This is a genomic window from Mesorhizobium sp. M0601 (assembly GCF_040320845.1).
Lineage (GTDB): Bacteria > Pseudomonadota > Alphaproteobacteria > Rhizobiales > Rhizobiaceae > Mesorhizobium.
Genome location: NZ_JAMYQK010000002.1, coordinates 334,367 through 357,672, shown reverse-complemented (window position 1 = coordinate 357,672; position 23,306 = coordinate 334,367). Strand labels below are relative to the sequence as shown.

The 23,306-nt window shown below is 63.6% G+C and carries 21 protein-coding genes; 6 read left to right on the top strand and 15 right to left on the bottom strand.

Annotated elements, in window-relative coordinates; translation table 11 throughout:
* Nucleotides 1-208: 208 nt before the first annotated feature.
* Nucleotides 209-1,231 carry a substrate-binding domain-containing protein gene (locus NKI41_RS04075; protein ID WP_352681548.1) on the top strand — a complete coding sequence of 341 codons (1,023 nt, stop codon included), beginning with the start codon at nt 209-211 and terminating at the stop codon, nt 1,229-1,231.
* Between the two features lie 72 nt (nt 1,232-1,303).
* Here the strand turns inward: NKI41_RS04075 and NKI41_RS04070 are convergent, their stop codons facing one another.
* Nucleotides 1,304-2,212 (bottom strand): LysR family transcriptional regulator, encoded by a 909-nt coding sequence (locus NKI41_RS04070; RefSeq protein ID WP_352681547.1) that lies wholly within the window; start codon nt 2,210-2,212, stop codon nt 1,304-1,306.
* 81 nt (nt 2,213-2,293) lie between these two features.
* On the opposite strand from NKI41_RS04070, the gene NKI41_RS04065 reads away from it, so the two are divergent.
* A complete protein-coding gene (locus tag NKI41_RS04065; protein ID WP_352681545.1) occupies nt 2,294-2,788 on the top strand; it encodes a DUF8737 domain-containing protein in 495 nt (164 codons plus the stop codon).
* Nucleotides 2,789-2,793: 5 nt separating this feature from the next.
* Here NKI41_RS04065 and NKI41_RS04060 read toward each other — a convergent pair whose 3' ends face one another.
* The 13 genes from NKI41_RS04060 to puuE form a co-directional block, all read right to left on the bottom strand.
* Nucleotides 2,794-4,233 carry a S8 family serine peptidase gene (locus NKI41_RS04060; RefSeq protein WP_352681543.1) on the bottom strand — a complete coding sequence of 480 codons (1,440 nt, stop codon included), beginning with the start codon at nt 4,231-4,233 and terminating at the stop codon, nt 2,794-2,796.
* The gene (locus tag NKI41_RS04055) at nt 4,223-4,891 is read right to left on the bottom strand and encodes an anti-sigma factor (RefSeq protein ID WP_352681541.1); all 669 of its coding nucleotides are present in this window, start codon (nt 4,889-4,891) and stop codon (nt 4,223-4,225) included. Before NKI41_RS04055 ends, NKI41_RS04060 begins: the two co-directional genes overlap by 11 nt.
* A complete protein-coding gene (locus tag NKI41_RS04050; protein WP_352681539.1) occupies nt 4,888-5,451 on the bottom strand; it encodes a sigma-70 family RNA polymerase sigma factor in 564 nt (187 codons plus the stop codon). The genes NKI41_RS04055 and NKI41_RS04050 overlap by 4 nt, the downstream gene beginning before the upstream one ends.
* Before the next feature lie 133 nt (nt 5,452-5,584).
* On the bottom strand, nt 5,585-6,424 hold the full coding sequence (locus NKI41_RS04045; RefSeq protein WP_352469846.1) for an alkaline phosphatase family protein: 840 nt from the start codon (nt 6,422-6,424) through the stop codon (nt 5,585-5,587).
* A 93-nt stretch (nt 6,425-6,517) separates the two neighbouring features.
* Nucleotides 6,518-8,146, bottom strand: coding sequence for an ABC transporter ATP-binding protein (locus tag NKI41_RS04040; RefSeq protein WP_352681537.1), 1,629 nt, complete (start codon nt 8,144-8,146; stop codon nt 6,518-6,520).
* 55 nt (nt 8,147-8,201) lie between these two features.
* A complete protein-coding gene (locus tag NKI41_RS04035) occupies nt 8,202-9,029 on the bottom strand; it encodes an ABC transporter permease (RefSeq protein ID WP_352469848.1) in 828 nt (275 codons plus the stop codon).
* Between the two features lie 11 nt (nt 9,030-9,040).
* The gene (locus NKI41_RS04030; RefSeq protein WP_352469849.1) at nt 9,041-10,000 is read right to left on the bottom strand and encodes an ABC transporter permease; all 960 of its coding nucleotides are present in this window, start codon (nt 9,998-10,000) and stop codon (nt 9,041-9,043) included.
* A gap of 16 nt (nt 10,001-10,016) precedes the next feature.
* Nucleotides 10,017-11,603: an ABC transporter substrate-binding protein gene (locus NKI41_RS04025; RefSeq protein WP_352681535.1), complete on the bottom strand. Its 1,587-nt coding sequence runs from the start codon at nt 11,601-11,603 to the stop codon at nt 10,017-10,019.
* Between the two features lie 154 nt (nt 11,604-11,757).
* Nucleotides 11,758-13,740: a CocE/NonD family hydrolase gene (locus tag NKI41_RS04020; protein ID WP_352681533.1), complete on the bottom strand. Its 1,983-nt coding sequence runs from the start codon at nt 13,738-13,740 to the stop codon at nt 11,758-11,760.
* An 85-nt stretch (nt 13,741-13,825) separates the two neighbouring features.
* On the bottom strand, nt 13,826-14,419 hold the full coding sequence (locus NKI41_RS04015) for a nucleoside deaminase (RefSeq protein WP_352540356.1): 594 nt from the start codon (nt 14,417-14,419) through the stop codon (nt 13,826-13,828).
* The gene (locus tag NKI41_RS04010; RefSeq protein WP_352681530.1) at nt 14,419-14,922 is read right to left on the bottom strand and encodes an ureidoglycolate lyase; all 504 of its coding nucleotides are present in this window, start codon (nt 14,920-14,922) and stop codon (nt 14,419-14,421) included. Before NKI41_RS04010 ends, NKI41_RS04015 begins: the two co-directional genes overlap by 1 nt.
* Nucleotides 14,919-15,767, bottom strand: coding sequence for a bifunctional allantoicase/(S)-ureidoglycine aminohydrolase (locus NKI41_RS04005; RefSeq protein ID WP_502896444.1), 849 nt, complete (start codon nt 15,765-15,767; stop codon nt 14,919-14,921). The genes NKI41_RS04010 and NKI41_RS04005 overlap by 4 nt, the downstream gene beginning before the upstream one ends.
* A 63-nt stretch (nt 15,768-15,830) precedes the next feature.
* Entirely contained in the window at nt 15,831-17,264 is a 1,434-nt protein-coding gene (gene puuE, locus NKI41_RS04000) for an allantoinase PuuE (protein ID WP_352681526.1), read from the bottom strand.
* A gap of 173 nt (nt 17,265-17,437) precedes the next feature.
* On the opposite strand from puuE, the gene uraH reads away from it, so the two are divergent.
* From uraH to xdhC, 4 genes are all read left to right on the top strand, one after another.
* Nucleotides 17,438-17,812: a hydroxyisourate hydrolase gene (uraH, locus tag NKI41_RS03995; protein ID WP_352681524.1), complete on the top strand. Its 375-nt coding sequence runs from the start codon at nt 17,438-17,440 to the stop codon at nt 17,810-17,812.
* 1 nt (nt 17,813) lies between these two features.
* Nucleotides 17,814-19,295, top strand: a complete 1,482-nt coding sequence (gene xdhA, locus NKI41_RS03990) for a xanthine dehydrogenase small subunit (protein WP_352681522.1) — start codon at nt 17,814-17,816, stop codon at nt 19,293-19,295.
* Nucleotides 19,295-21,646, top strand: a complete 2,352-nt coding sequence (xdhB, locus tag NKI41_RS03985; protein ID WP_352681573.1) for a xanthine dehydrogenase molybdopterin binding subunit — start codon at nt 19,295-19,297, stop codon at nt 21,644-21,646. Before xdhA ends, xdhB begins: the two co-directional genes overlap by 1 nt.
* Nucleotides 21,647-21,708: 62 nt before the next feature.
* Nucleotides 21,709-22,698, top strand: a complete 990-nt coding sequence (gene xdhC, locus NKI41_RS03980; RefSeq protein WP_352470170.1) for a xanthine dehydrogenase accessory protein XdhC — start codon at nt 21,709-21,711, stop codon at nt 22,696-22,698.
* A gap of 8 nt (nt 22,699-22,706) precedes the next feature.
* Here xdhC and dps read toward each other — a convergent pair whose 3' ends face one another.
* Nucleotides 22,707-23,195, bottom strand: a complete 489-nt coding sequence (gene dps, locus NKI41_RS03975) for a DNA starvation/stationary phase protection protein Dps (protein ID WP_352681520.1) — start codon at nt 23,193-23,195, stop codon at nt 22,707-22,709.
* Nucleotides 23,196-23,306: the final 111 nt, after the last annotated feature.

Genomic DNA, 23,306 nt, shown 5'->3' with positions numbered 1-23,306 from the left:
CGGAGTCAAGAGAAAGCCAGACTAATCGATTTAATTTCTGTGGCCGGGTGCCGGCGAAAGTGCGCTGCAGCACAGTTTTCTGGCGGTGCAGCAGCAAATTCGGCTTCAAACCGGTCCGAACCGTGCGTATGGTCAGTGCGCTCGGCAACGCGGTTCGTAGCGGCTAGCTCGATTCAGATTAAAAGCGCTTTGAGGTTGGAGGCCTCCGGTGAACCTCAAGCAGCTCTCCCACATGCTGGCGCTTTCGCAGACTACGGTGAGCCGCGCATTGAACGGCTACCCGGAAGTCAACGAGGAAACGCGCCGGCGGGTGGTCGATGCCGCCAAGCGTCACGGCTATCGCCCCAATCCGAGCGCCCGCCGGCTGGCGACCGGCAAGACCGGCATGATCGGCTATGTGCTGCCGACGGGAACGACCGTCGACATCGACCCGCATTTCGTCGAGTTCCTGTCCGGCCTCGGCGACTATGCGCGTTCGCACGAGCTCGACCTGGTGCTGTCACCGGCCGATGCCGACGACCAGGAGACGACCTACCGCCGCATTGTCGCCAACCGGCAGGTCGACGCGGTCTATATCTCGTCGCCGAGGCCGGCCGACCGGCGGGTGGCACTCGTCAACACGCTCGGCATTCCCTTCATCGTCCATGGCCGCAGCGAAGGCTTCGATTTCGACTATCCGTTCACCGACATCGACAATGAGGGCGCCTTCCACGAGGCGGCGCGGCTACTCGTTCAGCTCGGTCATAGGCGTCTGGCGCTGATCAACGGCGACGATCGCGAGACCTTCGCCATCCATCGCGAGCGCGGCGTGCGCCGCGCGCTTGCGGCGAACGGCCTGGTGCTTCGAGATCAGCATGTCTGTTCCCTCACCATGACCGAGGAGAACGGCTACCGCGCCGCCAGGCGTCTGCTGGAACAAAGCGACGCGCCGACGGCAATCGCCTGCTCCAGCCTGATCATGGCGCTCGGCGTGGTGCGCGCGGTGCGCGATCTCGGCCTGACCATTCCGGGCGACCTGTCGCTGATCGCCCATGACGACGTCTTTCCCTGGCTGAAGCCGGAAAATTTTTCGGTGCCATTGTCGACGACGCGTTCGTCGATCCGCCTCGCCGGCGCGCGCATCGCCGAACGGCTGGCGGCGCGGATTTCCGGCCTGGAGGAGGGCGCTCGCGGCGAAGTCTGGCCGGTCGACCTGGTGGTCAGGGGATCGGTCGCCGGCGCGCCGGCCTAGAGGCAATCACTCTGAACGGCCGAGGTCGACTCTTGGCGGCTGTTGGCCAGCACCAGCGGGTGCGTCCTGGTCTCAGGCCGCGGATTTGAGGTGATCGATGAAGGCGCGCAGCTTCGGCAGGACTTGGCGCTTGCCGGGATGATAAAGGAAGACACCCGGCGTCGTCGTGGCGACGCCGTCGAGCACCGACTGGAGTTTTCCTTCGGCTATCGGACCTTCGGCGAGTGGTCGCGGCGTCTGCGCCAACCCGACGCCCCGCATCGCGGCCCCGACCAATGTCGAATAGTCGTGCGCAATCAGCGGGCCTGAGACGATCGCTTCGATTGCACCGTTACCATCGATGAACGACCAGGGTGCGATGGCGCCATTCGAGCGGCGCAAGCGTAAGCAGGCGTGGTGGCGCAAGTCGTCGACACGCTCGGGACGGCCGTAGCGCTCAAAATAGTCAGGGCTGCCGACGACTACGAACGAGAACGGCGGGGTCAGCCGCACCGCCACCATGTCGGCGGCGATGAGTTGCCCGAGGCGGATGCCGGCGTCGAACCCGCCGGTCGCGAGATCGACCATCTGGTCGCTCACGGCGATCTCCAGTTCGATCTCAGGATAGGCTTGGCAGAACGACGCGAGCACCGGCTCCAACATCAGCGGCACGATAGCGCGAGGCACAGACAGGCGCAGCAGACCGGTCGGCCGCTGGCCGATATCGCGGGCAGCCTCGCCGGCCGCTACGAGCTCCTCGAATGCCGGGCCGGCACGGTCGAGGAACCGCTGGCCAGGTTCGGTTAAACCAACGCTCCGCGTCGTGCGGACGAACAGCGCCGTGCCCAGGCGAGCTTCCAGCGCGCGCACCGCCTGGCTCACGGCCGATGGCGTCACCCCGAGATCGGCGGCGGCCCGGCGGAAGTTACGCCGCCTGGCGACGGCCAGGAACGCCTCGACGCCCTCCAGCGCCCCATGTCGGACTGTGTAGCTCTGCTTCATAGGTTGTTGTGATTACACCGGATAGTCGAATTGCGGTAGCGGGCTTAAAGCCGCGTGAATCAACTGTTGAGAGTAGGCCAAATGTCCACGGAAATGGTGTTCCAAACCCATCTTGTTCTCGGCTATGTCGCGTGGCTGCTTTGCTTCGGCGCGTACGGTTTGCCGTGGCTCAGGTCGATGGACCGGGTCGCGGCGCAACGCGCTATCGCTACGCTGCACTGCTTCCGATTCTTCGGGCTCGTCTTCATCGTTCCGGGCGTCGTAAACCCCAATCTGCCCGCTGATTTCGCCGTGTTCGCCGCCTACGGCGATTTCGCGACTGGAGTGCTGGCCATGCTGGCGCTGCTCACGGTGAGGATACGTCCGCTCTTCTGGCCGTTGGTCGTCGCCTTCAACGTCGCAGGGACGGTCGACCTCATCGTCGACTATTACCACGCCATTCAGATCGGCCTTCCTGCACGCGCAGGCGAACTGGGCGCCACCTACGCGATCCCGATCATCTACGTACCGCTGCTGATGATAACGCATATCGCCGCATTCTATTTTCTCCTACGTCCTCAGCAAAACGCGACCTGAGCGGGCTATTCCTTCGCCGCCTCGGCCGCCTTGGTGTTCAGAAGCCCGTAGCCGAAGTCATTGTCCCGCCCCTTCGCGCCGAGATCCTTCGCCGTGGCGGCAAGTGCTTTCTCGACCCAGTCGGCGGAGCGGTCGGGCGCGGCATGCAACAGATTGGCGACGGCGCCGGTCACGATCGCCGCGGCGAAGGACGTCCCGGTCACCACGTCCGAGCCGGCGCCGCTCGGCGCCACCATCTCGACGCCGGGAGCGGAGATGAAGACGTAGGCGCCGCGATTGGCCTGCGGCATCAGCCCATCCTTGGCATCGGTGGCCGTCACCGCGATCACGGCGTCGAAGGCGGCCGGATAACCATAGGGCGCCTTCGGTCCGTTATTGCCGGCGGCCGCGACCAGCACGATGCCAAGCGCGCGCGCATTGCGGCAGGCGATGCCGAGCAGGTCGTTCTTCGGGCCGACGAAGCTCATGTTGATGATGCGGACATCCTGCTCCGCCGCCCAGTCAAGCGCCGAAAGGATGACGTCCATGGTCGACTTGCCGCCCTCGAAGGCGCGGGCATGATAGATCCTGGCGCCCGGCGCCATGCCTTTGAACGCGCCGGTGCCGGCGATCAGTCCATCGACCGAAGTGCCGTGGTCGCGCGCCTCGATCGGCACGTCGGGCATGGCATCGAACTGCCCGGCGATGACGCCGGAGAGCGCCGGATTGCCGTCGTCGATGCCGGTGTCGATGACGCCGATGCGCACATTCCCGCCGCTGGCTTTGTCGGCATCGAGCGCGATGCGCTCGAACGCATAATTGGCGATGCTGGCCGCCTGCTGCAGCGAGTAGACATGGTTGGCCTCACGCCGCAAAGTGCGGCCGTCGGCGGCGAGCTGCGCCAGCACGACGCCGACCGGGCGGCCATCGGGAATGCCGAAGCGCACCAGCGTGTTGCCGAGCAGCCGCGACTGCCGCTGCGAGCGTACCTCGAGGCCGAACGAGGCCGCGATCTGCTGGACCGCGCCGGCATCGCCATTGACGGTGACCAGCACCTCGTCGGGCACGAAATCGCCGGTCACGGCGCGCGGCGGCTCGGTTGCCACAAGATCGGTCGGCGCAACCACCGCACCGCCCGGCACCGCAGCCTGTATTGCCGGCGCGACGGCGGGTGGGGTTGCAGTATTGCCAGGAGGTATCGGCGCCTCGGTGACTACGGCAGGATTGGGGAACAGGTCGACAATCAAGCCCGGAAGAAACACCGCGCCCGTCGTTCCATGAGCCGGCGCTTTGCCGCCATCCTTCACGCCGCCGCCATCCTTGGCGCAGTCGGCGTTGGCAGCATTTCCCCGGTTCAGGCAGTCGATCTCAGCCTGGGTGAGGCTAGGATCGTTGGTTTGTGCAACGGCAGACGCGGCGAAGATTGTCATCGCCGCCGTCAATCGAATGACCGCCTCAGCCGCCATCAGCCGGTTTCCTTCCCTCCAGGGCAGCTTCGGTGAAAGGCTGGGCGGCGATAAGGCCAAGCAGCTTCTGATAGTCGGCGGCGGTCTCGGCCGGGACGCCGACGCGGAAGACGCCGTCGGCGGTCGGCCCGCCAGCGATCTTCAACTGGTTCTGGTCGAGAAAAGCGACGATATCGGACAGCTTCGCATCCGGTTTGAACTTCACCAGTGCAAACGGCATTTTGGCCAGATCGTCCTCCGATCCGGCAATCTCGAAATCGCCACCTCTGTTGCCGGTCTGCACAAAGGATTGCGCGACGACCAGGGCTAGCAGCACCGCGGCCGCGGCCCAGGCGACGCCGGCGGGCACCGCCATGAAGCGGCTCCAGGCTTGCGCCAGCCAGGACGATGCCGCGGGCGCGCGGGACGGGCCGGCCTCGGCGTCGAGCGCCTTGGCAAAGCGGCTGAGCGCATCGGCCGGCGGGCGGATTGCCTCGTTTGCGGCAGCGGTGCCGGAGAATTCGGCCTCGGCCTCGCCTAGTGCGGCCATCGCCGCCGGATCGCTCGCCAGCCATTCCTCGATGGCTTCGAGCTCGGTGCCCTCCAGCGAGCCGTTCAGATAAAACGGCAGCAGCATTTCCATTTCGTCGCGGCGTGACATCTTTTCAGCGGCGCTCATGGCCACCCCCTGTCGTAACCGGCGGCCTTGAGGGCTTCGCCGAGTTTCTTGCGGGCGTAGAACATCCTGGTCTTGACCGTTGCGACCGGGATGCCGAGTACCTCGCCGATCTCGCTCACCGATTGCCCGTGATAATAGGCAAGGTCGATCACCGTGCGGTGCTCTTCCGGCATGGCATCGATAAAGCGTCGCAAGGCGGCGGCTTTGTCTTCCTTCATCGTCACGACTTCAGGCGTGTCGGCGCCGTCAGCGACCTGGGCCGCGTCATCGTCGTCGATCCAGTCTTCCTTCTTCTTGCGCAGCAGGGACAGCGCCTTGAAGCGGGCAATGCCGAGCAGCCATGTCGAGACCTCCGAGCGCCCCTCGAAGGCCGGTGCCTGCCGCCAGAGTTCGAGGAACACCTCGTTCGCGATATCGTCGGCCATCTGTTCCGATCCCGTCTGGCGTGCCACGAAGCGGTAGACCCGCGCGTGGTGGCGCATGAACAGGAGCCGCACGGCGGCACGGTCGCCTTTCGCGACCCGCTCGACAAGCGCGCGATCGGTCTCCGCGGCCGTCATCGCCGGTCGAGCCGCCTGGCTCCTGCCTGCTCTGTCGCTGATCGGCCCAAAAAGGTTCACCGCATCCGCCCGTATATCTGCGGAGGCTAACTGAAGAGCGGGAGCGTTGCCAGAGGGAGAAGAGGGCGCGCGCTCAACTCAGGAACGGCTTTGCCCTCATCGTCGCCGGCACCGGCACGCCGAGGCGCGCAAGCACCGTCGGCGCGAGCTGCAACTGATCGAGCAGCGTACTGGCTTCCGGACCCTCGCCGGATCCGAAGTAGTAAAGTGCGAAATCCTGCATCTCCTCGTCGTGGCCGCCATGATGGCCGCGATCGGTCTGGCCATGATCGGCGGTGACGATCACCTCGTAGCCGGCTTCCCGCCAGCGCGGCAGGAAGCCGGCGAGCATGGCGTCCATTGCATAGACGGCATGATCCATCTCGTGGCAGTCATGGCCGAAGCGGTGGCCCATCGAGTCCAGAGTACAGCTGTGCAGGATGCCGTAGTCGATGCCGTAGCGCCTGGTCAGCATGGTCAACGTCGCGAACAGGTCGACGTCGCTCGGCGTCATCTGGTTCCTGGCATTGTAGCCGGTCATGGTGTGGAACCGGCCATGGCTGATCGGCCTGCCCGGCTGGTCGAACTCCATGTCCTCGACCAGGTCGAACGGATAGGCCCGGAAGAATTCGGACCAGTAGGAGTGAGTGACCGCACCGGTCTTGCCGCCGGCCCTGCTGACTTCGGAAAAGATGTCCGGCTGTTCGACGCGAAACCGGTTCTCGTTCGACAGGATACCGTGCATTTGGGGCGGCACGCCGGTGTGGATCGAGGCATAGCAGGATGCCGAGGTCGACGGCAGCACGGAGCGCATTTTCCATACGCGGGCTTCGCCTGATTGCACCCAGCCTTCGAGATTGCCCATCAGCCGACGCCAGTTCCGGTAAGGCACGCCGTCGAGGATGATGAGCAATAGTTTTGTGTTGAGCGCCAAGGGCGCCTCCATGCGGCTTAATCGGAAAAGTCAGGGCCGGCCTGCCGTTCAATCCACGCCCGGACAGGATCGTCGGGCGCAAAGTGCGGCCCGCTAGTTCCCCGCGCTGGCCATGCGCCGTCCCTTGATCGCTTTCTCTAGCCAGCCGATCTCCATTTCTGGCACCGACGATAGCAAAAGATCGGTGTAGGCATCGAATGGTGGCGTCAGCACGGTGCTCTTGGCGCCGTAGCGCACCACTTCGCCGCGATACATCACGGCGATTGAATCGGCGATCGACTTGACCGTGGCCAGGTCGTGGGTGATGAACAGATAGGCGACGTTTTCCTCTTTCTGCAGCCCGAGGAGCAGCTCCAGTATGCCGTGGGCGACCAGCGGATCGAGCGCCGAGGTCACCTCGTCGCAGATGATCAGCTTCGGCTTGGCGGCGAGCGAACGGGCGATGCAGACGCGCTGCTTCTGGCCGCCCGAAAGCTCGGCCGGATAGCGGTCGACATAGCCTTTACCCATTTCGATCTTATCGAGGAGTTCGGCGACGCGTTTGTCGCGCTCGCGCCCGCGCATCCCAAAATAGAATTCCAGCGGCCGACCGATGATGGTGCCGACCGTCTGGCGCGGGTTCATCGCCACGTCGGCCATCTGGTAGATCATCTGCAGCTGGCGCAGGTCCTCCTTCGGCCGGTCGGCAAGCCGGTTGGCGAGCGGCCGTCCGTCGAAGGTGACGGTGCCTTGTTCGGGCGGCAAGAGGCCGGTGATGGCGCGCGCCAGTGTCGATTTGCCGGAGCCGGACTCGCCGACCACCGCCAGCGTCTGGCCGGGGAAAATATCGACGGAGACGTTCTTCAGCACCTTGATGTGACTGCGGCCATAGGCGGCGGTGATGTTCTTGACCGACAGGAACGGGCTCGTGCCGGGCTTCTGCTCCTGGTGTTCGATCTCATGCACCGAAACCAGCGCGTTGGTGTATTCCTGGCGCGGCTCCTTGATGATCTGGCGCGTGCCGCCCCATTCGACCAGCCGGCCGTGGCGCAGCACCATGATCTCGTCCGAGACCTGGGCGACGACGGCAAGATCGTGGGTGATGTAGAGCGCCGCGACATGCGTGTCGCGGATGGCATCCTTGATCGCCGCCAGGACGTCGATCTGCGTCGTCACGTCGAGCGCCGTGGTCGGCTCGTCGAAGACGATCAGGTCGGGTTCCGAGCACAGCGCCATTGCCGTCATGACGCGCTGCAGCTGACCGCCCGAGACCTGGTGGGGGAAGCGCTCGCCGATGCTTTCGGGGTTCGGCAGGCTGAGCTTCTTGAACAGCGCCACGGCGCGCTTTTCGGCTTCGGCCCGCGTCGCCGTGCCGTGCAGGAGTGCTGCCTCGACCACCTGGTCCATCAGCCTGTGCGCCGGATTGAAGGCGGCTGCCGCCGATTGCGCGACATAGCAGACCTCGCGGCCGCGCAATTTGCGGAAGCCTTCGTTGCCGCCCTTCAGGATGTCGCGGCCATTGAGGATGACCTCGCCGCCGGTGATGCGCACGCCGCCGCGGCCGTAGCCCATCGACGACAGGCCGATGGTCGATTTGCCGGCGCCGGACTCGCCGATCAATCCGAGCACCTTGCCCTTTTCGAGAATCAGCGAGACATCGTGCACCAGCACGATGTTCTTCGGCGCCTCACCCGGCGGATATACCGTGGCCTCGATGCGCAGATTGCGGATGTCGAGCAGCACGCCGGACTTTGGTTGCCCGGGCTTCGGTTGCCGGGCTTTGGTTGCTTGTCAGCCATTACCCGCGTCCTCCCTTCAGGCTTGTCGTGCGGTTGAGCACCCAGTCAGCGACGAGATTGACGGAAATCGCCAGCGCTGCGATCGCCGCCGCCGGAATGAGGGCGGCGCCTATGCCGAAGACGATGCCATCCTTGTTTTCCTTGACCATGCCGCCCCAATCGGCGTCCGGCGGCTGCACGCCAAGCCCGAGGAAGGACAGCGTCGACAGGAACAGTACGGCATAGATGAAGCGCAGGCCGAGTTCCGAAACCAGCGGCGACAGCGCATTGGGCAGGATTTCCCGGAAGATGATCCAGCCGCTGCCTTCGCCGCGCAATTTGGCCGCCTCGACATAGTCCATGACGTTGATATCGACGGCGACCGCCCTCGACAGGCGGTAGACGCGGGTCGAGTCGAGAACGCCCATGACCAGGATCAGCGTCACCAGATTGGATGGCAGCACCGACAGCACCACAAGCGCCATGATCAGCGTCGGGATCGACATCAGGAGATCGACGAGACGCGACAGAAGCGTGTCGAACCAGCCGCCGAAAACCGCCGCCGAGAAGCCGAGGATGGCGCCGAGCGAGAACGACAGCGCGGTCGCCAGCACCGCGATGAACAGGGTGATGCGGGCGCCATAGATCATGCGCGACAACAGATCGCGGCCGAGATTGTCGGTGCCCAGCCAATGCGCCGCCGACATCGGTTCCCAAGGGACGTCGCTGACGATCTCGGCATTGCCATGCGGCGCGATCCACGGCGCAAAGATCGCTGCCAGCACGAACAGCGCCGTCAGCACGATGCCGACCAATGCCGGGATGGGGATGCGTTTGATGACGAGCATACCCGCCCCCCTCATTTCGGATGTCTGAGGCGCGGATTGGCGACGATCGCCGCTATGTCCGCGATGATGTTCAGGCTGATGTAGACAGCGGCGAAGATCAGCCCGACCGCCTGCACCACCGGCACGTCACGCTTGGTGACGTGGTCGACGAGGTATTGGCCCATGCCTGGATAGACAAAGATAACTTCGACGACGACGACGCCGACGATCAGGTAAGCGAGATTGAGCATCACGACGTTGATGATCGGCGCGATGGCATTGGGGAAGGCATGCCTGCGGATGACCGCGAAGGCCGAAAGCCCCTTGAGTTCGGCGGTCTCGACATAGGCGGACTGCATCACATTGAGGATCGCAGCGCGCGTCATGCGCATCATATGCGCGAGCACCACCAGGGTCAGCGCTGCCGCCGGCAGTGCTATGGCCTGAATGCGTTCGCCGAAAGGCATCCCGTCATAGACCGTGGAAATGGCGGGAAACCATTGATGTTGCACCGCGAAGAAAAAGACGAGCACATAGCCGATGAAGAATTCCGGAAACGAGGTCGAGGCGAGCGCTAACCCGGAGATCAGCTTGTCGACCCAGCCATTGCGGTAGCGCACCGCGATCAGGCCGAGGATGATCGCCAGCGGCACCGCGACGATCGCCGCCCAGAAGGCGAGGAACAGCGTGTTCCACAGCCTTCCCTTGATCGAGGTTGCGATATCCTGACCGCTCGACATTGCCGTGCCGAGATCACCGGTCAGGATGCCGCCGAGCCAACGAAAATAACGAATGTAAGCGGGATCATTGAGGCCGAGCTGCTCGCGCAGATTGGCGAGCGACTCCGGTGTCGCCGACTGCCCGAGAATGGCTTGCGCGACGTCGCCGGGCAGGATTTGGGTGCCGGCGAAGATCAGGACCGAAACGGCCAACAGCAGCAGAATGCCCAGCGCAATGCGCTGGGCCACCAGTTTCACGATGGGTGAGGACATATCCGCAAGGCCGGGCTCAGGCTTCGAGCCAGCACTTGGCCAGAGCATATCCGTTCATCAACTCCTGATGCGGATCATCCACCCAGCCGGCGACCTTGGCGCCCGTCGCGTCGATGAACTGATTGAACATCGGCAGGATCAAGCCGCCCTCGTCGCGCACCATCACAGCCATGTCGTGGTACATTGCCTTGCGCTTGGCCTCGTCGAGCTCGGCGCGAGCCGCCAGCACCATCTTGTCGAAATCCGGACGCTTGAAACGTGTGTCGTTCCAGTCGGCCGTCGACAGATAGGCGGTAGAGTACATCTGGTCCTGCGTCGACCGGCCGCCCCAGTAGGAGGCGCAGAAGGGCTGCTTGTTCCAGACTTCCGACCAGTAGCCGTCGCCCGGTTCGCGTTTGATCTCCAGCTTGATGCCGGCCTTGGCCGCGCTTTGCTGGAACAGCTGTGCGGCATCGACGGCACCGGGGAAGGCGACGTCCGACGTCCGGAGCAGGACGGCACCGTCATGGCCCGATTTCTTGTAGTGGAACTTGGCCTTGTCGGGATCGTATTTGCGCTGCTCGATCTCGGTGAATAGCGGGTACGATGCATTGATCGGGAAGTCGTTGCCGAGCGAGCCATAGCCACGCAGCACCTTGTTCAGCATCTCCTCGCGGTCGATCGCCAGCTTCAACGCCATCCGCAAGTCGTTGTTGTCGAACGGCGCGGTGTCGCAGTGCATGATGAAGACGTAGTGGCCGGGTCCCGAATGGTTGCGGATGGTGACGCCGGGCACGCGCTTGATCAGATCGACGATCTTCGGCTCGACCCGGTTGATCATGTTGACCTGGCCGCCCTGCAGCGCCGCCGTGCGGGCCGTGGCGTCGTTGATGACGATGATCTCTATCTGGTCGGCATGGCCCATCTTGTCGCCCTGCCAGTAATTGGCGAAGCGCTCGCCGCCATGGCGCACGCCGGGCTCGTTGGTGGTGACCTTGTAAGGACCCGCCGAGATACCGGCATCGGCCTTGTCCTTGCCGCCGTTCGGCTGGATGATCAGGTGATAGTCGCTAAGCAGATAGGGCAGGTCGGCATTCGGCTCCTTCAGCGTCAGCACCACTTCCTTGCCGCTGGCCTTTATGCTCTCGATGCCTTTCATGTAACCGAGCGCGCCGGATTTCGACTTCTCGTCCGAATGGCGTTCGAGGGTGGCGGCCACGTCCTCTGCGGTCACCTTCTTGCCGTTGTGAAACTCGACGCCATCGCGGATCTTCAGCGTCCAGGTCTTGGCGTCGTCCGACGAGCCGATCTCCTCGGCAATGCGGTTCTCGAGCTTGCCTTCGGGAGACAGTTCGACGATCAGTTCGCCCCACATCTTGCCGAAGGCGAACGGCACCTGCGTCATGAACAGCGCCGGATCGAGACTGTTGGTGGACTCGCCACCGACCAGGCCAGCCTTGAGCGTCCCGCCCTTGACCGGACCCGCCGCGCGTGCTGCACCGGAAAGCAGCGAATTGGCGAAGGTTGCGGTGACGCCGAGCGCTGCGGCCCGGCCGAGAAAATCGCGACGGCTCAGCTTGCCGGACGCAACGCGCCGGCTCAGATATTCCAGTTCGTTCGACATGTTGAGTTCCTCACTCTGTTGGTCCGACCTTATGGTCGTTTTTCTCATTTCTATCGGGAGAATAATGACCGTAAGGGAAAGCGGTAAGCAAGACCGAATGCGACATGCCGTGGCGTAAATCGTGCGTCGCAATTGGACCAATCGCTATAAGCGCTCAAAGCAGTGCGCGCGGGATTTTCTCCTCGAAGTTGCGCTCGAAGACGAGTTTCTCGCCTTCGTAGGCTTCGATTCTGGCGCTAACCACGAAGCTTTGCGCGTCGGACCGCATTTCGGCGAAGGTTTCTGTGCGCACCGACCATCCATTTCGCGACAGCGTCTGGGTCCAATGCGTCTTGCCCGAGGCTGACAGCGGATTGTCGGGATGGATCGCCCATGTCTCTCTGGCGATGCTGCCATTGGCGAGGCCATGCCCCAGGTCGCGCACCTCACCGAAATCGTCGACGATGAAAAGCGTAATCATTCCGGTCTTTTCGTCGCGATCGACATGACGCTCGGAATTGGCGGGCCGAAGCGTCTCCGTTGCCCAGGGCGCAGCACCTTCGGGAGCGGGGAAGGTGACCTCGTCGCCTGTCGCTGGCGGGCGCACCGGCAGCATCAATGTCGCGGCCGACAATTCCAGCCGGACCGGCTCCGGCGACGGCCAGATCATCGGCCAGTAGGCGTTCGAAACGGCAACGCGCAAGCGATGGCCGGCCGGCACGCGATAGGCGCATTGGTCGAGCACCACCCGGGCGCTGACGGTTTCGCCGGGCACCAGCGCTTCGGGAAATTCGTGCGAGTTGCGATGCGTCAGGTTGAGCACGCCGTACGAGATCAGCTCCGATGCCCCGTCCGGATGGACGTCGCACAGCCGAACCGCGATGTTCGCCTGGCGCCGGTCCGACGAGACGCTGACCACAACTTCGGGAGCACCGACAATGTCGACCGTTTCGGTCAGCACCGGCTGGTCGAAGCACACCGACAGCGCATCGTCGGGGCGCTGGTCACCCGGCAGTTCCGGGCCGAAGGTGAAGGGGAAATATTCGCCGCCGGCGAGGCCGCAGCTTTGCGGCGAAGCGACGATAGCGTGGTTACCTTCAGCGATAAGCTCAACCTCTTGGGTCTTGATGTTGGGTGACGGCCATTCCGATTCAGCGACCCAGCGGCCCGGGCGCTCGGGATGCCAGCGCGCCGGACGCACGCTGTCCATGACATAGGCGCGGTAGGCGGGGTCGGCCTCGACGCCGGTGTCGATATCCTTCAGCCAGCGGTCCCACCAGCGCAAGGCCTCCTGCAGGAAGCCGATGCGCGGTTCGGGCGCGGCGTAATGCGGGTATTTGTGGATCCACGGGCCGACGATGCCCTTGACCGGCGCCTCGATATTGACGGCGAGATGGGAAATCGTATTGCGATAGCCATCATGCCAGCCGCCGATCGACAGCACCGCGGCATGGATGGCGGAATAGTCCTCGCAGATCGAGCCGCGCTTCCAATAGGCATCGCGATGCTGGTGCTTTAGCCACAGCGGTACCAGGAAGGGCTGGTTCTCCAGCCTGGTCAGCCACAGGTCGCGCCATCTGTTGTCGCCGGCCAGCAACGGATCCGGCGGCCTTGACGAATAGGACAGCATGGTCGAGGCCCAGCCGAAATTCTCGATCAGCAGGCAGCCGCCCTTGTAGTGGATGTCGTCGGCATAGCGGTCGACCGTCGAACAGAGACTGATGACCGCCTTCAGCGCCGGCGGCTGCTTGGCTGCTACCTGCAGGCAGTTGAAGCCGCCCCACGAAATGCCCATCATGCCGGCATTGCCGTTGCACCAGGGCTGGTCCGCCGCCCAGGCGATGACGTCGCAAGCGTCCTGCAATTCCTGCTCGGAATATTCGTCGTCCATCAGCCCTTCGGAATCGCCATTGCCGCGCATGTCGACGCGGATCGAGGCGTAGCCGTGGCCGGCAAAATAGGGATGCGTCAGCTGATCACGATAGATCGTGCCGTCGCGCTTGCGATAGGGCAGGTGTTCGAGGATTGCCGGCACTGGATCGTCGGCAGCATCGGCCGGCATCCACACCCGCGCCGACAGCCGGCAGCCGTCCGGCATGATGATCCCCATATCCGGAAATTCGACGATCTTTCGTGGGAATTCAGTGACGATTTTCATGCGGGCGAACTCCAGGAGCGCCAGATGATGGAGCCCGTGAGAGCGCGTCATGGGCCAGTCAACGAATTCGGCTGGTCAATCCGCGTCAATTCAGCGGTATGTCGTTTTCGGCCTTGCTTGCTTGATAGGCGGCGGACAATTCGTCATAGCGCGCTGATATTGCGCCGATACGCGCTTCCAGCCGCTCGCGCTCGGCATCGGGCAGCGAGCGCACCAATTTGCGGATCGAAAAGCTCTTCCAATAGGCATTCTCGGCATTGTAACCGCCGGGATCGAGGGTGAAGACCTCTTTCAGGATCTTCAAATCGTGCGGGATGTCGAAGCTGTCGCGCGAGTCTTCGTGGCTGAACAGATAGAAGAAATTGTCGAAGCCGGTCCAGGTGATCGCCGACAGGCAGAGCGAGCAGGGTTCGTGCGTGGCAAGAAAGATAGCGTCCTTGGTGTCGACGCGTTCGGCTTTAGGCATTTCGTAGAAGCGCTTCAGGCAATGCACCTCGCCGTGCCAGAGCGGGTTTTCGGTCTCGTTGTTGGTTTCGGCAAGCACCAGCGAGCGGTCGTCCTTGCGCAGGATCGCCGCGCCGAACAGCTTATTGCCGTGCGCGACGCCTTCGACGGTCTTCGGCACGATGTCGTGCTCGATGACGTCGAGCAGTCGGTCGATCAGCGAAATGTCGGTCATCATCTAATCCCGTCGGGAAGATCGATCTCGTAGGCGTGCGAGAAATGGCACTCTTCGAGATTGGAGCCGTCGCCGCCGCGGTCGACGACCACAAAATCCTGGACATCGCCGATCGGCGTCAGCACTCCGTGCCACAGATTGCGCGGATAGTTGATGCCTTGCCCGGGCGCGGTGATGAAGGCATGCGGCTCGCCCGGGCCCTCTTCGCCGTCATGGCAGACGACGACCAGGAACGGCCGTGGTGACAGCGGGATGAAGGCCTGGCTGCCAAACGGATGGCGCTCCACCATGGTAAGCTTCAACGGCAGCTCATAGGGCGTGCCACGCACCATCGAGATCAGCACGCGCGCATTCGGCCCTCGTGCTTCCGCCGTGGCGAGGTCATGGTAGCGCTCAGCCTTGCCGCCATTGATCGGATAATGGTTGTCGCCGCCCATATCGATGACGTCGCCGAATTCGGCGAAATTCTCGCGGGTCAGCGGCTGCGCGACGATGCGGGTCATGGTGTGGGTCTCACGACGCCGGCGCTGCCAAGCTTGGCGTGGCGGTTGACGTCCTTATAGAGGAGATAGCGGAATTTGCCCGGCCCGCCGGCATAACAAGCCTGCGGGCAGAAGGCGCGCAGCCACATATAGTCGCCGGCTTCGACTTCGACCCAATCCTGGTTGAGACGGTAGACCGCCTTGCCCTCCAGCACATAGAGCCCGTGTTCCATGACGTGCGTCTCGGCGAAGGGAATGACCGCGCCAGGCTCGAGCGTGACGATGGTGACATGCATGTCGTGGCGCATGTCGGCCGGATCGACGAAGCGCGTCGTCGTCCATCGGCCTTCGGTACCCGGCATTGGCGTCGGCGCGATTTCCTGTTCGTTGGCGAAGAACGCTTGCGGCTGGTCGATGCCGTCGACTGCGTCATAAGTCTTGCGGATCCAGTGAAAGCGGACGGCGGCACCGCTTTCATTGCGCACCGTCCACCCGCTCGCCGGCGGCAGGTAGGCAAAGCCGCCCGGCCTTAAGCTATGTTTCTTGTCGGCAAGCGAAACGCATAGCTCGCCTTCGACTACGAACAGGGCACCTTCGGCGGCGGCGTCAAGCTCAGGGCGGTCGCTGCCGCCGCCGGGCGCGAGCTCGACGATGTATTGCGAAAACGTCTCGGCAAAACCCGATAGCGGCCGCGACAGCACCCAGACGCGTGTCCTATCCCAGAACGGCAAGGCGCTGGTGACGATGTCCTGCATCACACCCTTGGGGATGACCGCATAGGCCTGTGTGAACACAGCGCGGCCGGTCAGCAATTCACTCTGGCCGGGATGTCCGCCCTGCGGCGCATAATAGGTTCGCTCGGCCATTTTCATCATATCCATAAATTCAAGCCTGTTGCGGAAGCCAGGGCCCATGGCGGCAGCCAAAGCCTATTGCGGAAGCATGTCCTTGAGACGAAGCAGCGCGATGCACTCGACCTGTCTGCAGGCGGTTTCGAATTCGACGTCGTGGCTGTTGCCGATACGCGCCTCGAACTCGGCCAGGATCTCCGCCTTGGTCTTTCCTTTCACCGCAATAATGAAGGGGAAACCGAAACTGGTGACGTAGGCGGCATTGAGTTTTGCGAACAGCTCGCGCTCCTTCTCGGTCAGCGCGTCGAGCCCTGCCGAAGCCTGTTCCCTCGACGATTCCGCCGTCAGCCGCTTGGCCTGTGCCAGTTTTCCGGCAAGATCGGGGTGGGCATTGAGCACAGCAAACCGCTCGGCCTCGCTTGCCGCGCGAAAGACGCGGCAGAGCGCATTGTGCAGGCCGCCGGCACTGTCATGGGCCGGGCCGAGCTCCAGCTCATAAGCGCGCTCGGCAACCCACGGCGAATGCTCGAAGACGCCGCCGAATGTGTGGACGAAGGCCTCGAATTCCATTTTCGACGGGCGCAGCGCCGGCAACCGGAACGGATGCGTCTCCTGCCAGTGTTTTGCAATGTCGATGCGTCGTGCCAGCCAGACCTTGTCATGCGATTTGACGTAGTCGATGAAGCGCTTCAGTGCCGCGACCCGGCCCGGCCGGCCGACCAGGCGGCAGTGCAGGCCGATGTTCATCATACGCGGCCGCCCTGCCTTGCCCTCGACATAGAGCGTATCGAAACTATCCCTGAGATAGGCAAAAAACTGGTCGCCCGAATTGAAGCCCTGCGGCGTGGCAAAGCGCATGTCGTTGGCGTCGAGCGTGTAGGGTATGATCAGCTGCGGTTTCGCCGTGCCATCCGGCACCACGTGCTCGAACCAGTAGGGCAGCTCGTCGTCATAGGTATCCGACACATAGTCGAAGCCGCCCTCTTCCGCCGCCAGCCGCACCGTGTTGATCGAGGTGCGGCCGGTGTACCAGCCGGTCGGCCGCGCCCCTGTCACCTCATAATGCAGCCGGATCGCCGCCTCCATGTCGCGGCGCTCGTCTTCCGGGGTATGGTCGCGGTAGTCGATCCATTTCAGCCCGTGCGAAGCGATCTCCCAGCCGGCCTCCTGCATCGCCGCAACCTGGTCGGGCGAACGTGCCAGGGCCGTGGCGACGCCATAGCAGGTGATCGGCACCTGTGCCTCGCTGAACAGGCGCAGTAATCGCCAGAAGCCGGCTCGGGCGCCGTATTCGTAGATCGATTCCATGTTCCAGTGGCGCTGGCCGGGCCAGGGCGCGGCGCCGACGATCTCCGACAGGAAAGCCTCCGAAGCCTTGTCGCCGTGCAGGACGCAATTCTCGCCGCCCTCTTCGTAATTGACGACGAACTGCACCGCGACATGCGCCCCGCCGGGCCATTTCGGATCCGGCGGATTGGCTCCGTAGCCGCGCATGTCTCGTTCGTAACGCATTCTCGCTCCTGCCGGAAATTGTAATCAGGATAGTCGAAAGGAGTGCCTGCGCATTCCCCCGAAATTTTTGAAAGTGTTTTTGTCGCGCTCCGCTCGACCGGGACTTATGCATCGCCTTTAATTGGCGCACAATTCATGAATAGTGTTCGACCGTTCAGGGAATGGAGCAGCCAGTGGCGGAAACGTCGAAAGCCGAAGGCGGGCGCCTGACGACCCACGTCCTCGACACTGCGGCCGGCAAACCGGCGGCCGGTCTGTCGATCGAGCTCTATCATCTTGACGGTCAGGCCCGGACGCATCTGAAAACGGTCGTCACCAATCAAGACGGCCGTTGCGATGCTCCGCTGCTTGCCGGCGCTGAATTCCGCACCGGCGAATACGAGCTGGTCTTTGCGGCCGGCGATTATCTGCGCGGGCAAGGGACAAAACTGGCGGAACCGGCCTTCCTCGACCATGTGCCGATCCGCTTCGGTATGGCCGAGCCGATGCACTATCATGTGCCGCTGCTTCTGTCGCCGTACGGCTATTCGACCTACCGGGGAAGCTGAGATGGCAGGGATCAAGACACGCAACGAAATCCGCTTCATCCTCAATGGCGAGGACGTCGCGCTCGGCACGGTTGCACCGGACCAGACCCTGCTCGACTGGCTGCGGCTCGACCGCTCGCTGCGCGGCACCAAGGAAGGTTGCGCCGAGGGCGACTGTGGCGCCTGCACGGTGCTGGTCGGCAGGCTCTCCGGTGGAACACTGGTCTATGAAAGCGTCAATGCCTGCATCCGCTTCCTTGGCTCGCTAGACGGCACGCATGTCGTGACCGTCGAGCATCTGCGCGGCGACGCAGGAAAACTGCATCCCGTGCAGCAGGCCATGGTCGATTTCCACGGCTCGCAATGCGGCTTCTGTACACCGGGTTTCGTCATGTCGCTTTATGCTCTGTGGATGCGGGCGCCGGAGCCGTCGGACGCCGCCATCGAAAAGGCGCTGCAAGGCAATCTCTGCCGCTGCACCGGCTACGAGGCGATCATGCGCGCCGCACGTGCCATCTCCAGCTACGGCACGGCGGCAAAGGATCCGTTGGCGGCGGAGCGCAAGGCAGTCACGGCCAAGCTCGAAGCGATGAAGGACGGTTCGCGCATCGAGATCGGCTCCGGCAACAAGCGGCTGATCGTGCCGGCCAATGCCGACGATCTGGCCAGCGTACTCGTCAAGGAGCCGGGCGCCACTATCGTCGCGGGTTCGACCGATGTCGGCCTTTGGGTGACCAAGCACATGCGCGATATTGCGCCGGCGGTTTTCATCGGCAATCTCGATGGTCTGTGCGGGATTTCCGAGGACAAGGGCGTCGTCTCGATCGGCGCCGGTGTCACCTATAGCGAAGCCTTCTCGACACTGGCGAAACGCATCCCGGCGCTCGGCCCGCTGTTCGACCGCATCGGCGGCGATCAGGTGCGCAACATGGGCACCATCGGCGGCAATATCGCCAACGGTTCGCCGATCGGCGACACGCCGCCGCCGCTGATCGCACTCGGTGCCCGCCTGACGCTGCGCCGCGGCGACAAGCGTCGAACGATCCCGCTAGAGGAGTTTTTCATCGCCTATGGCAAGCAGGACCGGCAGCCCGGCGAATTCGTCGAGGCCGTGCATGTTCCGGTGCCAGGTAGCGAGACGAAATTTGCCGTCTACAAGATCACCAAGCGCCGCGACGAAGACATCACAGCAGCGCTAGGCGCGTTTTTCCTGAAGCTCGCCGAGCATGGCACGGTGGCGGATGTGCGCATCGCCTATGGCGGCATGGCGGCAACGCCGAAGCGAGCCTTTGGCGTCGAAAAGGCATTGCTTGGCAAGCCCTGGACGGAAGCGACGGTCGAGGCGGCGATGGCCGCGTATGCCGGCGATTTCACGCCGCTAACCGACATGCGGGCAAGCGCCGAATACCGGGCGCTGGCGGCGCGCAACCTGCTGCTGCGCTTCTTTGCCGAAACCACCGGCACCCGGGCGCCGATCCAGGTATCACGGCACGAGGCGGCATGATGAACAAGCACGCCACCCCAAACCTGAAGGCGCAAAAAATCGCCGGCGGCGTCGCCACCGACCAGCGCCATGATTCCGCGCACAAGCATGTCAGTGGCACGGCCGTCTATATCGACGACATGCCGGAACCGGCCGGCACGCTGCACGGCTGCCTTGGGCTTTCGACGGCGACGCATGCCACCATCACCAGCATGGACCTATCGGCGGTGCGCGCGGCACCCGGCGTCATCGACGTGCTGACGGCGAGCGACGTGCCAGGCGAGAACGACATTTCGCCGACCGGCCGTCACGACGAGCCGGTGCTGGCCGACGGCAAGGTGCAATTCTTTGGCCAACCGATCTTCTGCGTCATTGCCGAAACCCGCGAGCAGGCGCGCCGTGCAACGAGGCTGGCCAAGGTCGAATACAAGGAATTGCCGTTCGTCGCCGATGTCGGTGAGCTCGATCCCCGGAAAGATAAGCTGGTCACGCCCCCGCTGACGCTGAAGCGCGGTGATGCAGCGGCTGCGATCAATGCGGCGCCGCGCCGGCTGAAGGGAAAAATGCGCATAGGCGGCCAGGAGCATTTCTATCTCGAAGGTCATATCGCCTTGGCCATCCCCGGCGAGGACCACGACGTCACCATCTATTCCTCGACCCAGCACCCGAGCGAAATCCAGCACATGGTCAGCCATGCGCTGGGTGTGCCGAGCCATGCGGTGACGGTGGAAATCCGCCGGATGGGCGGCGCTTTCGGCGGTAAGGAAACGCAAGGCAATCAGTTTGCGGCATTGGCCGCTATCGCCGCGAAGAAACATCATCGGGCCGTGAAAATCCGGCCTGACCGCGACGACGACATGATCGCCACCGGCAAACGCCACGATTTCCTCGTCGACTACGAGGTCGGCTTCGACGACCAGGGCAATATTCTGGGCGTAGATTTCATGTTCGCGGCGCGCTGCGGCTTCTCGGCCGACCTCTCCGGCCCGGTCACTGACCGCGCGCTGTTCCATTGCGACAACACCTATTTCTGGCCGGCGGTGCACGCGCAATCGGCGCCGCTCTACACCAACACGGTATCGAACACTGCCTTTCGCGGCTTCGGCGGCCCGCAAGGCATGGTCGGCGCCGAGCGCGTCATCGACGAAGTCGCGTTTGCCGTCGGCAAGGACCCGCTCGAAATCCGCAAGAAGAATTTCTACGGCACCAGCGACCGCAACATCACGCCCTATCACCAGATGGTCGAGGACAACATCATCCACCGCATCGTCGCCGAGCTGGAGGCGAGTTCCGACTATGCGAGGCGCCGCCGCACCATCGATGCTTTCAATGCCAACAGCCGCTTCATCAAGCGCGGACTGGCGCTGACGCCGGTCAAGTTCGGCATCTCGTTCACCGCCACCCACTACAACCAGGCCGGCGCGCTGGTGCATGTCTATACCGACGGTTCGGTGCATCTGAACCACGGCGGCACCGAGATGGGGCAGGGCCTCTATGTCAAGGTGGCGCAGGTCGTGGCGGAAGAGTTCCAGATCGACCTCGATCAGGTCAAGATCACCGCGACGACGACCGGCAAGGTGCCGAACACCTCGGCCACCGCCGCGTCTTCCGGCTCCGATCTCAACGGCATGGCGGCGCAGAATGCCGCCCGCCAGATCAAGGACCGGTTGATCAATTTCGCCGTCGAGAGATACCAGGTACCGCGCGACCAGGTGCTGTTCTTGCCCAATCGCGTGCGCATCGGAAACCAGGAGATCGCCTTCGCCGATCTCGTCAGGCAGGCCTATATGGCGCGCATCCAGCTTTCGGCGGCGGGTTTCTACAAGACGCCGAAAATCCATTGGGACCGCGACAAGGGCGAGGGGCATCCCTTCTACTATTTCGCCTATGGCGCCGCGTGCTCGGAAGTCTCGGTCGATACGCTGACCGGCGAATATGTCGTCGAGCGCACCAACATCCTGCACGAAACCGGCCGCTCGCTGAACCGCGCCATCGACCTCGGCCAGATCGAGGGCGGCTTCATCCAGGGCATGGGCTGGCTGACGACGGAGGAACTGTGGTGGGACGACAAGGGGCGGCTGCGCACCCATGCGCCATCGACCTACAAGATCCCGCTCGCGTCGGACCGGCCGAAGATTTTTAATGTGACTTTGGCCGACTGGGCGCAAGCAGGCGAGCCGACGGTGTACCGCTCCAAGGCGGTCGGCGAGCCGCCCTTTCCGCTCGCAATCTCGGTGCTGCATGCGCTGTCGGACGCAGTGGCGAGCGTTGCCGGCCACAAGATCTGCCCGCGCCTCGACCCGCCGGCCACGCCGGAGCGTGTGCTGATGGCGATCGAACGGCTGAAGCGGGAAGCCAAAACCGGCATTTGAATCCCGGAAAACGTGCAATTCAGGCCGAAAAACTCTATATTTCCCGATAGGGAACGCAAATGATGAACGCGAAAGTGCAGAGCCTGAAAGCCTTTCTTGCCGGCGCCGGCCGGGTCGCCTTCGTTGAGGTGGCCCGGACAAAAGGTTCGACGCCGCGCGAGACGGGTGCCTTCATGCTCGTCTCAGGATCGGCCACTTTCGGTACGATCGGCGGCGGCCAGCTCGAATACATGGCGATCGACAAAGCGCGACAGATGCTTTTCTCCCCCCTTGAGGGGGAGATGGCCGCGGAGCGGCCAGAGGGGGTCGTCTCAGAAGGTACCGCCAGCGCGTCGAGCACTGCCGCCGCGACCCCACCCGGCGGCTTCGCCGCCACCCTCCCCTCAAGGGGGAGGGATATCCGCGCCACCCTCGACATCGCGCTCGGCCCGGACATCGGGCAGTGCTGCGGCGGCAGGGTCGAGCTGCTGATCCAGCTAGTCGACCCCGCGCTTGAAGCCAAGCTGGTTGCGGCGGCGGAAACCGAGGAAGCGCAGCGACCGCATGTCTACATCCTCGGCGGCGGCCATGTCGGCCAGGCGCTGGCCTCCGCGATGGCCTTGCTGCCGGTGCATGTCGTCGTTGTCGAGACGCGAGCCGAGGCGCTCAAAGGCATGCCGGAAGCGGTCGAAACCAAGCTGACGCCGATGCCTGAGGCGATGGTGCGCGAAGCCCCGGCTGGATCCGCCTTCGTCGTCCTTACACATGACCACGCGCTGGACTTCCTGATCGTCGCCGAGGCTCTGAAACGCCGGGATGCCGCCTATGTCGGCATGATCGGCTCCAGAACCAAGAAGGCGACGTTCCGAAACTGGTTCCTGAAATCGGCGGACGGAAGCGAGGCGGAATTTGCCCACCTCGTCTCGCCGATCGGCGGCGATGCCGTTAAGGACAAGCGCCCGCAGGTGATCGCCGCACTCGCCGTAGCCGAGATTATGACAGCGTTGGCCGGCCATGCGGCGGCACCGTCCGCTCAGTCCAAAGCCCCTCACCGCAAGGCGATGGCTGGCTGACGTTTTGGCTATTCCTTCTCCTGCGTGTGCGCCTCAAGGAACCACAGCAATTTGTCGAGCGAGCGTGAATAGGCGGTGAAGATGTCGGCGGTGTCGGCATCGCCCGCGCCGGCCGCCTCGTCGATCGCCGCGCGTGCCCGCTTGGCGGTTGCGGCATAGCGGTCGATCAGCGCCGCCAGATGATGTCGGGTCTTGTGGATGTCGGTCGGATAGGCCTCGAGCATAGTCGCCTTCGACACCTCTTGCGATGTGCCGAGCGCCGTCCCGCCGAGCTGTACGGCGCGCTCGGCAATGGTGTCGACATGGCCGTCGAGCTCCTCGCGGAATGTGTCGAGCATCTCGTGGATGGCGATGAATTGCGGTCCCTTGACGTTCCAGTGCGCCTGCTTGGTGATCAAGGCCAGATCGATGGCGTCGGCGAGGCGGGCGTTGAGAAGATCGATACACTCTTTCTTGGCGTTGGATTGCAGGTCGTTGCGGGTGGCGATGGCATCCATGATCGGCTCCTGTGGCGGTTGCGTCCGCGTGGTTTGAAAAGAGGGCGAAGTTTGGGATGGTCAATCGAATATGCGCGCAGACGCCCTCATCGCCGCGCGGCACAGCATCCC

Bases quoted from the DNA above. Each gene is read 5' to 3' on its own strand.
- NKI41_RS04030 (WP_352469849.1), bottom strand. From the start codon at position 10,000: ATGTCCTCACCCATCGTGAAACTGGTGGCCCAGCGCATTGCGCTGGGC.
- NKI41_RS04015 (WP_352540356.1), bottom strand. From the start codon at position 14,419: ATGACCGACATTTCGCTGATCGACCGACTGCTCGACGTCATCGAGCAC.
- NKI41_RS04060 (WP_352681543.1), bottom strand. From the start codon at position 4,233: ATGGCGGCTGAGGCGGTCATTCGATTGACGGCGGCGATGACAATCTTC.
- NKI41_RS04005 (WP_502896444.1), bottom strand. From the start codon at position 15,767: ATGGCCGAGCGAACCTATTATGCGCCGCAGGGCGGACATCCCGGCCAG.
- xdhC (WP_352470170.1), top strand. From the start codon at position 21,709: ATGAACGCGAAAGTGCAGAGCCTGAAAGCCTTTCTTGCCGGCGCCGGC.
- NKI41_RS04065 (WP_352681545.1), top strand. From the start codon at position 2,294: ATGTCCACGGAAATGGTGTTCCAAACCCATCTTGTTCTCGGCTATGTC.
- NKI41_RS04070 (WP_352681547.1), bottom strand. From the start codon at position 2,212: ATGAAGCAGAGCTACACAGTCCGACATGGGGCGCTGGAGGGCGTCGAG.
- NKI41_RS04020 (WP_352681533.1), bottom strand. From the start codon at position 13,740: ATGAAAATCGTCACTGAATTCCCACGAAAGATCGTCGAATTTCCGGAT.
- NKI41_RS04025 (WP_352681535.1), bottom strand. From the start codon at position 11,603: ATGTCGAACGAACTGGAATATCTGAGCCGGCGCGTTGCGTCCGGCAAG.
- NKI41_RS04010 (WP_352681530.1), bottom strand. From the start codon at position 14,922: ATGACCCGCATCGTCGCGCAGCCGCTGACCCGCGAGAATTTCGCCGAA.
- NKI41_RS04035 (WP_352469848.1), bottom strand. From the start codon at position 9,029: ATGCTCGTCATCAAACGCATCCCCATCCCGGCATTGGTCGGCATCGTG.
- xdhB (WP_352681573.1), top strand. From the start codon at position 19,295: ATGAACAAGCACGCCACCCCAAACCTGAAGGCGCAAAAAATCGCCGGC.
- dps (WP_352681520.1), bottom strand. From the start codon at position 23,195: ATGGATGCCATCGCCACCCGCAACGACCTGCAATCCAACGCCAAGAAA.
- NKI41_RS04055 (WP_352681541.1), bottom strand. From the start codon at position 4,891: ATGAGCGCCGCTGAAAAGATGTCACGCCGCGACGAAATGGAAATGCTG.
- xdhA (WP_352681522.1), top strand. From the start codon at position 17,814: ATGGCAGGGATCAAGACACGCAACGAAATCCGCTTCATCCTCAATGGC.
- puuE (WP_352681526.1), bottom strand. From the start codon at position 17,264: ATGCGTTACGAACGAGACATGCGCGGCTACGGAGCCAATCCGCCGGAT.
- NKI41_RS04050 (WP_352681539.1), bottom strand. From the start codon at position 5,451: ATGACGGCCGCGGAGACCGATCGCGCGCTTGTCGAGCGGGTCGCGAAA.